Genomic DNA, 12,608 nt, shown 5'->3' on the forward strand with positions numbered 1-12,608 from the left:
CGCAACAATATCTTTGGTCAGCCCAATAGGAAATAAATCAATCGGGGGGCTAATGTTACATAGAGTCCCGCTCTGTAATGACTCGCACGATGCATAAATGAAGGCATCATTATTGCCTCTCAGGCAGGTTTGACCTCTATTTGCCAAAGGTAGTGACAGTTTGCCATCTTCTTATCAAAATCATTCCCTGGGTGTTGGGCTAGCTCTTCTTGGCGGAGTGTTGATGGGGTGTCTTGGTATTGCCGGTAAGCTGGGTTCTGGTGCAGGCCTTAGCCCATTTCTGCTATTGGCTGCACAGGTCATATTGCTTGCTCCATTGTCGGGTATGTTTCTTCTGATGCGACAGGGGATGGCGGGGATAAGGCCGGTGAATCCCCAGATCCTTGTCCTTCGCTCCATATCAGGTTTTGTCTATTTTGCTGCCTTCTATTGGGCGGTCAAGGGCATACCCATCGCAGATGCGCTGGTGCTGGAAAGCACGAATCCATTCTTTGCCATGTTGATGGCCCGAGTATTCCTCGGTCACCGGGTTAGTATCGCCACTATCTTTCTTGCGATATTGGCATTCTTGGGCGTATGCCTCATTTTGATCCAGCACAGTGTTCAGGGCATTTTCAATCCCTACTCACTCCTTGCGTTGCTAGCGGGAGTAGCGCGTGCAGCGGGTAGTATCACAACCGGTGTCGCAGGCCGGACCGAGCCACCTGAGCGCATCATGTTCTATTTCGCTGTTGGGATGTTGGTCTTTAGCTTATCTATTGTATTCTGGGAGGATGCGAAGGTAGAGACATCGTCGCTATGGATTCTCGCGATTCCCGCACTGCTGTTTGTTCCACAGAACCTCGCTTATACGATCGCTAATCGTGTCGCACCTGCTTATCTCGTTGGGGCACTGTTTTACAGTGCGATCCTCGTCGGTGTGTTAGCCGATCGTTTTATGTTTGGCACAGAATTCGGTATCCGTGGTGTGATAGGCATGGGTATTACGGTTGCCGCTGGTCTCGGGTTGGCCTGGTTGCGGGCGAAAGAACTCAAAGAGTAACCTGACGTTTAGTACTCCTGTGTCAATCAAGTGTCTAAATACTAAAGAATCCTGGTGGGTTAGGGAGCGGTTTTTTGTTGGACCTTTTTCCTCAATAACAGAGGCCTCTTCAGAGCTTCAATTTGTTACCTTTTTTGCCTGGTATATTGCTAAGTCTGCTATTAGACGATAGGAGTTTTCGGAGTAGCCGCCACTGGTTACGGTAACCATAGGCACATCCAGTAATTGAATCTGGTCAACCAGCCATTGGTCCCTTTTTCTAGCCCCATCGATACTGACTTGTAGCCCCCCCAGCTTGTCCTGGGCAATAATATCTGTGCCTGCATTGTAGATAACCAGTTTAGGCAACGGGCTCTGCTTAATGAAGTCCGAAAATTCTGACTCCAATCTACTGAGGTAACCTTCAGTATCTGTTCCTTGCTTTAGGGGGACTAAAAATGGCCAGCGAGATTCCTGCTCATCGGGGTGCAAGCCGGGGTAGGCTTGCATATTGTACATATCAAAGATATGTATATTGGGGTCCTCCATGGCCCAGTCAGCAAACCCATTCCCTCTATGGGCATCAAGGTCAATTACCCAGATATTGTCATCTGGTGAGAGCAGGGGCTGTTCGCGAGCACGATTAATAGCAATGGCTACATCGGCGAAAGCACAGAACCCTTCACCGTGACCAGTGAATGCATGGTGATAACCTCCACCGAGATTCAAAGCAGAGGTTTTCTTGCTCAAGGCTTCCAGTACCGCCAAGCAAGTGCCTTCTGCTGCAAAGCGCATTGGTTTCATGAAATATTTATTTAAAACGCCTGCGGGCAGCAAGTGCAGTAGCGGCACCTCTATAACGCGAGCCAGCGTTTTCGATTGATGCAAGCTATCTAAATAGGGCTGCGTATGTACAGATAATAGCCAGTCTTGACTAAGAGGCTCTGAAACAACTTTTAACTCAAAATTCGCTTCTGACTCGGTATTAATCAGTGCCAATGCTTTCTCATATTTGCAGCCATCAAAAGGATGCAAGCTGGAAAGCAGCGGCAAGCTGATGTTGTAATTTGGCGAGTAGAATAGCGGTAGGCTCATGAGGTTATCTGGCTTCGAATTTGTAGCGCATAAGCTAACCCATCATTGGGTGTCCACATATCAATATGATTACCAAAAAAGCGTAACTGGAAGAGAATATGGTGAATAGGATTCGCTGCCCAGTCACTGATTTTGTTTCCTCCTTTTCCAGGTGATGCGAACCCTGAGCCAGTCTCAAGTAGCCAGGCAACGACCGTCGAGCAATTCTGATCCTTCATATTGTAATGCTTCTGTTCGCCCTTGAAGTTTTCCCAGGCTTCAATCATTTTTGTTTCATTCAGCCCATCGATAAGAATGTTCTGATCCGCATCACCACCCTCGAGGCGCCTATCAACTCGATAATCATTTGGAAAGGAAGGGCTGTGCGATCGCCCGATTTTAAAGTCCTTTTTTCCTGCTGCTGAAGAAGGCCAGCAGCTCATATAGGTGTTATCAATGGTGATGGAAGCATGTCCGACATTCCCGGTCTTTTGCTTCCAGACATGAACAGTAATAGCCATCGCGATCTCCTTATTGCGTCTTGGCTTCTAAATTCAAAACTCAATGAAGAAAGGGCGGTTAATTTTTTGTATTTCAGTGACTAATTTTATTTAGGCGGGAGGTTAGCATACTTGTATCTGGGCACGTAGTTTCAAGCAATTACACTGAACTGTTGCCGTATTATTCTACCGATCCAGTAGTCATTGTGTGAAGAAACAGTGGTTTTGATTTTTTATTCGACAAGCTTTTGCTATCGGTCGATAAATAGGTGAATAGCACTTCTTTATTATTGTAGCTTCTGGAGATCTAACAGTTGTGTGATAAAAATGGAGAGCAAAAACCTCCATTTTTATCACAGCTGGTTTTACTTTTTATGAATGAATCAATTGGCGCTATTTGAGTGATAAATCATCGCTTGCCAAATGTTCTGCTTGCCGCCGCCGTAACTATCAATTGTAGGGTTCTTGATATATGACCAAGCGACTTTGCCGTTGCCTATGAAGACAGGCTCGTCAAGCCCGCCCCAACCAAAATTCGTCAACTTTACAGGGCCTTCCAAAACCTTTAGGTCTGCATCAATTTCCATAACATAGTAGGCTTTCGGAACAAGCATCCGCATTGCCCCATTTTTAGCGGAACTCCGGTTATAAGAAAGGTTGTCGGAAATACACTGAAATTGAGCATAGCCAAATAGGTAACGCCCATTTTTCAAGTCGATAAGTTGTGGGTCACTGATTTGACAGTCGGGCTCTTCTACAAGCCATTTATAGCCTTCCCCCTCAATACTTCCTTCACCATCCACTTTAGCAATGCCAATGCGAGTCAGGGATGAAGATTCCAGAGCATCCCCGCTGCGTAGTCCCTGTCTTGAAATGGTTGGATTATCGCTGTTTGACATGTAGGAAAAGAAGCAGTTCGTATCATCGGAGGAGCATTGCTGGTCAAATGGCCCTTCAGTACTGGTATCAATGCCGTATTCGCTTTGCAGGAAGCGATTCATTTCTTCGTCATCAATGTACTTGGGGGACACGATGAGAGATAAGTTAGTATCTTCATTTACAGGAACTACAGTATGTCCACCTCCGTTAGAGAAAAATGCGTTGTCGGAAGGGATCAGATAATTGTAGTAACCTTCAAAACTACTAGTTGATGAAGTATCCTCCATCTTGATGGCAATAGTGTTTAATCCGCGCGATTGATTATATTGACCGCCATCGCTAGTGCAAATTGCCCCGTATTTTTCGTTACCAGGGTTGTAAAATGCCCGGATATTCAAGACGTGACCGTAGCCGCAAAGCCAATACCAGCCTCTGTTATTGCTGCCACTCATATTTAAGGACCAGTTATCGCGATCAATAACAGTCATTCCAGCAGAATAGTGGGAGCCACCATAGCTGCTATCAAAAACCCGAGCAGTTACTGAGAAGGCGTAGCTGGTGCGGCCTTGGCTATCATTCTCGACATAGATAAGCTCTTGGGCTCCGGCGTGGCCGCCACCATGCATCTTGTTTACAACGTAGGCAGCAGGCTTCTCGCTAAGCGCTAAGTTATCCCACTCCATTAGCCAGATTTGATCATTATATTTGTAGCCATTCTCGCGAATATACTCGACCATAGCGTTATAGTCGGCATCAGAGAGTTGATCGACAATATAAGCCATCTCCTCTTGCATTTCGTTACCTTTAATTGTCTTAAAGGTCGGGGAATCGCCGAAGTCGGTCTCGGGGAAATTTTCTTTTAGCCCAGGTAGGAAGTCCTCGAACTTTAGTGTGAGATGGTCCGTAAAATAGCCAATGTATTGACTGTGATTGGTAGATATCATCAGGCCGATATCCCTTTCAATACGTCCGTCAATAGCACTGATATTATTTTCCATCTTCATCCAGTCGCTACCGTATTGCTCAACCAGATCCCCTTGAACATCATAGCGCTCGTTTGCCTGGTATTCAGTGTTGCATAAGACCGCAACCCGTGAGCAATCAGCGCTAGCTGCGATACCATGGGCTTCGTAGCATTGTTTTAGAATTGTGGTATTGCCGGTTTGGTCGAAGCTTAGAGTTTCAGGATTATATTGCAGCTCATAAACAGTGCCATAAGTGATTTCATCTTCTCCACTACCTTCGCTAAGGGTTTTGGAAACAAACATCCTGGGTCTATCAGTATCGGTTGCGCAAGCTGTGGTGTAACTTCGCATGGGCACGGACTGTAGATTGTCATCCTGATTACTATCTGTTCTAGCTATATAGTGTGGGAGTCCATGGACTTCTTCGGCATTGGTTTGGCCATTCGGCAATGTGATATCCCGGGAAGTAATCTGGGCAAACCCCAGATCTGCTGTTTCTATATCGCCAACAGTCACGGTCCCAGGTTCGTTGTCTGGAAGGGTCCCCGATCCGCTATCCCCAGAGCCGCTACCACTACCTGAACCGCCACCATCTCCAGAGCCTTGGCCCCCGCCATTGTCGCCAGATGATTGGGCTGGGTCCGAATCTGAAGAAGAGCCTCCACCTCCTCCACATGAAGCCAGTATGACTGTAAATGCCAGTGCCAAAGTTTTCTTGCTGAATAGCTTGCTCATAAGTTTGCCCGTAAATGTGCGATTGGAATCGATTGTTATCTGTGAAATTGTCGACAAAATCTCATTTTTGAGTTATTAGAATTGGGAGCGCCATTCTAGTTCTCTGGATCTACCTTTCTGTGGATCACTTAATAATTTCTCTAAAGGGGCATTATTTTGATAGGAAATCTGGTGAAGCCTCTCTGTTTGAGTATTTGAAGAAGCTTTACATGGGATCACTAGAATTTTTGTCGAAGGCCAAGTGGGGCGTCCGCTATCTTAATTGGTATTGTTGATCCTATAGTTTTTACCAATGATTCTGGCTAGCGCTTTGATAAGGGTTTCAAGAGTGAAAGGGTAGGGGGTTAATCTATTATCGGAATAAATTCCATTAAAGCTAATGCGGCTGGAGGTAAATGTATTAAACGGTTTGAACTAAGTTACAGCGTGCGCAGGGGAGGAAGCATCGGCAATAGCCCGCGCTAAGATATCAGTATTTATTGAGGCAAATATAAGTTTTCTGTACTGCTCCCACTATCTCACAAAGTCTGCGCAAACCCTCAAAAAATTCCGGTTCAGAAATGGTTGGTGCCTGGTTGATATAGTGGGCTGTGCCGAGATAGGCGCTGTGCTCTCGGCAACACGGTATTCTTGTCTGAGGCCTACATGCCCTCTACCTTGAGTGTAAAATTCAATATGACTTTTTCGTGCCTATATTTTAATGGAGTTCCATCTTTAAAATTTCAATTACCTGCTGGCAAGTTTAACGCGGAACGAAGCCTTTCCTAATTTGAAGGTAGAGATTGTCAATGGCTAAAAATAATCTTTGCTACTTTGAGTACATAATGTTTGGTAGGCATGCATTAGGAGTAAATATCAATCATTGTGTTACTAATTCCCTATAAGTATGGTTCAGTCGCGTAATCCGAAGGGCTGGCAAGAGTAATTCGACCGGGAGTTTTTAAGACCACGATGGCTATTGCGAGCATCTGAAAATAGATGTTTGGAGGGGATAGACTATTTACTTCCGATCCGTTAAAAGCAACCCAGAGAGTAGGTCTAGCCTAGCCGAGATAGTAGATTGAAGTTTTGCCAGATAAAGCGAACCCCGATAATACAAAGCAGTAAGGCAAAACACAGCTTTAAGCGCTTAGCAGATATCCTGTGAGCAACACTGGCACCAAGCCTGGCAAAGAGCACGCTGGTAAGTACAATTCCCAGAAAAGCCGGCCAGTAAATATAACCACTGCTCCACTTCGGTAGTAACTGATTGTCCCACCCTTGCACGGCAAAGCTGACTGAACCAGAAATCGCGATTGGCAGACCAAAGGCAGCAGAGGTTCCGACAGCGCGCTGCATTTTTGTACCGAAGTGCGATAAGTAGGGTACCACCAAGGCCCCTCCACCAATACCAAAGATCGCTGCGAGCCAGCCGATTACTCCTCCGGAACATATCAAAGGTGCTGCCCCGGGTAAGTGATCGCCATTTTCTTGTGAGGTTGCTGAGGCCAACCCACCTAAGCCCATACGCACAGACATAAATATGGCAAACACGCCAATCAATAGCTGCAACCAAGCACCAGGTAACAAGTCTGCTGTCACGCCGCCCAGCCAAGACCCCACAAGTATCCCTGGAGTCATAATCCAAAATAGGTGCCAGTCAACGGCACCTTTTGCGTTATGTGCCCAGACCGAACTGATTGAAGTCACGATAATGGTTGCCAACGAAGTCCCCACCGCCATATGGGTCAGCACCTGGGGGGAGATGCCCGTGGCAGAAAAAATCAACACCAAAGCAGGCACGATGATCAAGCCTCCACCAATCCCCAAGAGGCCTGCCGCTGTACCCGCGATGGCGCCGAGTAACAAGTAAACAAATAGCATTTCCATAGTCTAATAGTTTAGTCACTCTTAAAGGCAACCAAATACACTGAGTCGCGCTGTTTGATACATTAAATTGCTTCATAGGCTTTTTGCGTCCCAGCTAATTGACTTTTAAAAAATCTATTCGATCCCCCATTTAAAAATAGATGAGGGTGCCTCTGTAGGATTTGTACCTTTCAAGTTTGAGCTCTAGACGGGGTTTATATTGGACTGTAAAGGTGTGGTGTTTGGTTGGCACTTGAACTAGATCAGAAAGCTATTTACTCATTTCCTGGCTCCTAACTACTAACCCGGTGTGTTAGCCTCTATAAGTATTGAAACTATTGGCTATTTTTTGCATTTAATGAAGTTTGCTTTGATTATGTCTTTGTGTGGTTAGGTCTGAGCAAGGATGGGAATCATAGGCATAAGTATTTTGCCAGGATCAAAAAATATACTTACCTTTCCAGGCTTAAAGAAATTTGAAGCTTCCCTATCTGTATAATTCAAGATGCATTTCAGGTTAGAGTGAAGGTGATTTATTGAGTTTAATAAAGGTTGCTTTGAGTATTGAAATATTTACTTCTCATATAAAAGAACAATTTTCCATTGTGTTTAACGGTATTGGAACAGGGCAATGCTTTACTCAACAGGCTCAAACGATTTATAGCATGTTAAGGTTCTATGGGGCTACGTGGGCACATGCAACAGTATTCAGGATTGATCCAAGTGCAGTTGTTGAGTCACTTTAGAAGCTTGGTCTGCCAATTATTTAGATGGTGAAGCTTATCATCAGATAAGGCTTCGTTAGCTTTAAATTTAAGAAAATAATTTGATTAAACATGCGTCTTGCGACAACCCTGTCAGGTATCTATGGGCGTGTAGTTTTTCTTTAGTTATTATTTAGATATGGACCCCGGCGCATACATAGTTGTGTTAATGGTTGTTAGCTGATAATAACTACTTGTCTTATTTTTTTCTACGTCCTCTTTATGCTAAGTTGCTCAAAGGAAAACCTTGAAGTAATTGTGGCCATAAGGGTAGTTGACTAAATTTAGATGGTATGTGATCGACTGAAGTGACAATCCCTTCCTTGTAAGGTGGTATCGTGGCCGACAAATCCAACTTTCTGTCCAGATTATTCACGCCGATAGAAGCGCCAGAGAGCTTTGTCCAGCAGCACTTAAAAGGTTATGGCTGTGTATCTACTCTGCTTATAAATGTTGTCACTAGAAGTAACCAAGATGAAATTACTGATTGTCTAGACAAGCTCTATGACTTAGTTGCATTGACTACCGCGCCTCACCCGAAACGCTTTTACTTAGAAAAGATAGAAGCGTTGAGGGAAGAGCTGACAGGTGTCGTTGGAAGGAAGGTCCTATATAAGAGGTTGGAGGTTGAAAAGATCCCCTTCTACATCCATTTTGATAGCACGTCTGTGTGCTTTATAGCAAATCATGATTTTTTTTCCGGTTACACTGGCTTGCTCTTTTCTAAATATGCCAATTGCTTGTTGAAGAAAGATCAGGAGAAGTCAGATGCATATTGCTCTTCAATAATGCATATATACAAGGGTAATGGGCAATACTCGAATTTTCACCGAGTAATAGGGCTGGCCCAAGCTATATTTATAGGTTTAAGTCTGAGAATGTTTAATAGGAAGGAGAGCAAGCCAAATCCATTTCTCTTGGAGGAAAAGGGTTGTATAAAAGGAGATCTCGATGACATCGTATTGGTGTCAGCTAAAGTTGAATCTAGCGAGATATCTTTCGAAAATGTCTTGAAATCTTTTATAGATAATTTTGTCAGTACTTTCGAAAGGCAGCGAGCAAACATATTGATTACCCAAGAGTTTATTCACAACATTCCGGATCAGGGTGAAAGACTGGCCGGGGTAGGAAATACGGCGTCTGGTTTCTATTTTTCTCTAAATAAACTCTCTAGGTATCAAATATACCTATTGAAAAGGTACCACATTGCATATTATGCAATGGTACTCCTCAATATGTTAAAAGTAGAGAAACAAGTTACATCAAGTATCAACGAAGACTTTACATTTAGTTATTTGCCTGCTCGAGAGGTCGACTGTATCGCGACCTATTCAATCACAAGAGATGCACTGGTTTTTGTTATTAGTAAAGCTTCTGATGGTTATCATATTGAGGTTGCTGTTAATGAGGCTGTTTTCTCTCTTGATAAGGTTGTTCTATTTCTGAAATCTTTCTCCAGTGAGATTGAACTATCAGATATCTGATAGATGCTTGAAAAATGTATAATAATATTTAGGCGCGTTTAAGTTGGTCACTCAGGTCAATTGTTAGCTTGCAGTAGTTGTTAGCCCAAATCGTTTGAATTCGCGATTACTAAACTCATAATACCCGGAAATTCTCTTGCAGATATATTGATAGTTTGGGTTGCTCAAATCTTTAATTTTGTTCCTCTTGCCATTGATTGTCTCTGTTAAATTTATGTTGTCTTGGTGGTAGACAATGGCTTCTTTCATAAAAATTGGCTGAACTTTGAGCTCATTGATAACTCGATAAGCCAGGTCTATGTCATCGTAACCCCAGGTTCCATCGTATTTTTCATCGAAAAAACCAACTTTAATGACATCCTGCCTTTTAAACACCATATTACAGCCATAAAAGTGCCCCCAGGGGTGTTCTGTATTGGGTAATTGCTCTATTTTCCCTAGGCGCCTATCTTTACTGAGCCCATAATTTGATGGGCTATTAAATCTAGGGCATGCATCAAGGTACTTGCCGTCGCCGTCCATTTCTGCTGGGTCAATATCTTTAGAGTGAATAAATTCCCTTATCCCGGTCATGCAGATACTAGGCCCATAATCATTGATTATTTTTTGAATCTCTGCCAGATAGTTCGGGGCGGGGATACAATCACTATCTGTAAATACACACCACTCGTATTTAGCAATCTTTACCCCTAAGTTTCGCGCCGAGTTAAGTGCGAATGGGTTTGGTAATTGAGGTCTGAATAATAAAGTTAAAGTAAGGTGGTTCTTAAACTGGTTGTAACATGACAGGATGTTGGGGTCTTGCGAGTTGTTATCTACAATAATGATTTCAAAATTTTCCTTTGGAAAGGTTTGTAAAGTGTAGCCTTGTAATAGGTTATACAGAAGGTCAGAATCGTTGTAGCATGGCATAATAATACTGAATCGATCAGACATGCACTTAAACTTCCTGTTGTCTATAGCTCAAAATCATTTTAAGTGAATCAGGTGAAATATAAGATAAGCGATAAATCAAATCTCCTTAATTTGGCGATTGGATTGATCGGCTATCAAACCTGACCCTTGCATTTTAGAGTACTTAGAAGTTTTAGCACTTTTGATAGTGAATATGAGGATTATTGGCAGGGTATATTTTTGTGCATCTCACTTGGACATTTGCAGGTAAAATAGTGGAAAGCTAGAGCAATTGTCTGCCATGTTATTTGACTTTTTGGTAAAGCTACCTCCTTTCAATTCATAAACTGGAACATCAAATCTAACTATATAGGGCTATATAATTAAGGCTTTTAACTTGCTCTAGTCTTTAGGGGGTGGTAAGTGTCGAGAAGTGAATATTCAAGTCAATTTACTGCTCTTGGAAGGAGGAAATACCTGTTAGGGATCAACTTGTTAATTACCTCTCATGCGATAGACCGGAAGTATTGGGCGGAATTTTAACTTACCCAATAGTTTGTGTTGAATTACACGGGGGAACCTTTGAATAGATGATTGAGGCACAGCAAATCCCCACTAACGATGGGATAGTGCTTGGTGCAAGGCTATTCTCGCCGAGTGAGGTGCCCAAAGCCGGCATCATTATTAATTCTGCTATGGCGGTTAAGCAGAGCTACTATCGGGATTTTGCTTGTTTCTTAGCCCGGAATGGCTATTTGGTTCTTACTTATGATTACCGAGGTATCGGTAAGTCCGCTATCGAGAATCAAAGGGACAAACGGCTGACCTTAAGAGCCTGGGGGGAGAGAGATTTGGCGGCAGTGATTGATTGGTGTAGCAAACGAGCTAAAAGCTTGGAGTGGCACTGCATTTGCCATAGTGTCGGTGGTCAAATTGTAGGTCTTGCATCAAATAACACCCGATTCGCGAGTGTGTATTGTGTTTCTTCTCAGAGCGGCTATTGGGGGTATTGGGATGCAAGGTATCAGCCAAAGCTATTATTCGGATGGTACTGCGCATTTCCTTTGCTATCGAATGTTTTGGGATGGGTGCCTGGAGTACTTTGGGGGGGAGAGAACCTACCTGCAGGAATAGCTCGTGAATGGGCTTACTGGGCTCGACATAAGGATTACGTTGTCGATCAGCATGGTCGGCCGATTCGTGAGGGATTCGAGCGCTTGCAGTGTGATATGAAGTTCCTGCTAATAGATGACGATAAGGACTTTGCACCAGAGAAGGCTGTCCATGCATTGCGAGATTTTTACTGTAATGCGAATACAGATATTGAGGTTATTCAAACCAGCTCTATTGGAAATACATCAATAGGCCACTTTGGGTTTTTCCGGAAGGAGTTCAAGGAGAGTCTTTGGCGAAACGTATTAGGTTGGCTGGACTAGCCCCTCCTGGCGTTGATACGCCCTCGTATCACAAATGATGCCTTTTTAACCAATCCGAGTCTGTGGTCGTTAGCATGGAAAGACAAGTACTGTGTAGATGCTTACAAGAACCAGAAGGGCCCGTCTGTCTGCCTGATGGCCGCATTTATGTCACTGAAATGGCATCTGGACGGCACTGTATAAGCCGTATTGACTTGCAGGGTCAATATCAACAAATAGGCTATCCTGCTCGGCGACCTAATGGCATGGCAATCGATGGGTATGACAATTTATGGATTGCAGATGGAGGGGGTAAGCAGCTTGTTCGCATGGGGCTAAATGGGGATCTTATTGAATCTTATGACGGACCAGAAGATCAGCCCTACTTATGGCCCAATGATCTGGTTTTTGGTGAAAATGGCTTACTTTACCTAACCGATTCCGGGATTGACCCGGATATTTTTGTTCAGGGGCAGGTGATTCGAGCTGATTGCCGATCTTGTCGCTACGATGGACAGGTATTAGAGATAGATCCTCGCAATGGAGATGTGTTGCGACAGCTTGATTCCGGATTACGTTTTCCCAACGGTATTGCCATTGATGATCGGGGCCAGCTGTATGTAGGGGAGACTATTAGCGGCAATATCTACCGCTACGATCTCGCTTCGTTAACGCACCCCAAGCGGGAGCTTTTCGGCAATGTGGTTGTTGGGGCGCCAGAGGGGTTTGTAGGGCCAGATGGGATGGCTTTCGGTAGCGACGGGCGATTATATTGTGCAGTTTTTGGTCAAGGTGACGTGACCGTTCTTGATGGTGAGGGAAGTGTGGCCGAACGTATACCCACCTGTGGTAAGCGTCCCACGAATATAGCCTTTTGCGAAGACTCGAGAGGTGGGGCGGTAGTAACGATTCTGGATGCAGGGTGCTTAGAGTGGGTAGGAATACCGTGCCGTGGTAGGCAGCTATATCGCCCAAAGATATAGACTGAGTGGATTGTCTACCTAATGATATTGTTTAGGGCCAAATAAA

9 protein-coding genes are annotated in these 12,608 nt (G+C 44.1%); 4 read left to right on the plus strand and 5 right to left on the minus strand.

Features of this window, described 5'->3' with window-relative positions:
- The first annotated feature begins 223 nt into the window (after positions 1-223).
- Positions 224-1,042 (plus strand): DMT family transporter, encoded by an 819-nt coding sequence (locus tag ACJJIR_RS09685; RefSeq protein ID WP_444908178.1) that lies wholly within the window; start codon positions 224-226, stop codon positions 1,040-1,042.
- Positions 1,043-1,159: 117 nt separating this feature from the next.
- Here the strand turns inward: ACJJIR_RS09685 and ACJJIR_RS09690 are convergent, their stop codons facing one another.
- From ACJJIR_RS09690 to ACJJIR_RS09705, 4 genes are all read right to left on the minus strand, one after another.
- Entirely contained in the window at positions 1,160-2,116 is a 957-nt protein-coding gene (locus tag ACJJIR_RS09690) for a histone deacetylase family protein (protein WP_444908179.1), read from the minus strand.
- On the minus strand, positions 2,113-2,616 hold the full coding sequence (locus ACJJIR_RS09695) for a hypothetical protein (RefSeq protein ID WP_444908180.1): 504 nt from the start codon (positions 2,614-2,616) through the stop codon (positions 2,113-2,115). The genes ACJJIR_RS09690 and ACJJIR_RS09695 overlap by 4 nt, the downstream gene beginning before the upstream one ends.
- A 362-nt stretch (positions 2,617-2,978) precedes the next feature.
- Positions 2,979-5,174, minus strand: coding sequence for a hypothetical protein (locus tag ACJJIR_RS09700; protein WP_444908181.1), 2,196 nt, complete (start codon positions 5,172-5,174; stop codon positions 2,979-2,981).
- A 1,038-nt stretch (positions 5,175-6,212) separates the two neighbouring features.
- The gene (locus tag ACJJIR_RS09705; RefSeq protein ID WP_444908182.1) at positions 6,213-7,037 is read right to left on the minus strand and encodes a sulfite exporter TauE/SafE family protein; all 825 of its coding nucleotides are present in this window, start codon (positions 7,035-7,037) and stop codon (positions 6,213-6,215) included.
- A gap of 1,087 nt (positions 7,038-8,124) precedes the next feature.
- Between ACJJIR_RS09705 and ACJJIR_RS09710 the strand changes: the two genes are divergently transcribed.
- Complete coding sequence (locus tag ACJJIR_RS09710) at positions 8,125-9,270, plus strand: hypothetical protein (protein WP_444908183.1); 1,146 nt, start codon at positions 8,125-8,127, stop codon at positions 9,268-9,270.
- A gap of 63 nt (positions 9,271-9,333) precedes the next feature.
- Here ACJJIR_RS09710 and ACJJIR_RS09715 read toward each other — a convergent pair whose 3' ends face one another.
- On the minus strand, positions 9,334-10,206 hold the full coding sequence (locus ACJJIR_RS09715; RefSeq protein WP_444908184.1) for a glycosyltransferase family 2 protein: 873 nt from the start codon (positions 10,204-10,206) through the stop codon (positions 9,334-9,336).
- Positions 10,207-10,754: 548 nt separating this feature from the next.
- On the opposite strand from ACJJIR_RS09715, the gene ACJJIR_RS09720 reads away from it, so the two are divergent.
- Positions 10,755-11,600 (plus strand): alpha/beta hydrolase family protein, encoded by an 846-nt coding sequence (locus ACJJIR_RS09720; protein WP_444908185.1) that lies wholly within the window; start codon positions 10,755-10,757, stop codon positions 11,598-11,600.
- Between the two features lie 74 nt (positions 11,601-11,674).
- On the plus strand, positions 11,675-12,562 hold the full coding sequence (locus ACJJIR_RS09725) for an SMP-30/gluconolactonase/LRE family protein (RefSeq protein ID WP_444908186.1): 888 nt from the start codon (positions 11,675-11,677) through the stop codon (positions 12,560-12,562).
- Positions 12,563-12,608 lie beyond the last annotated feature (46 nt).

The organism is Microbulbifer maximicatervae (SeqCode) (assembly GCF_052467385.1).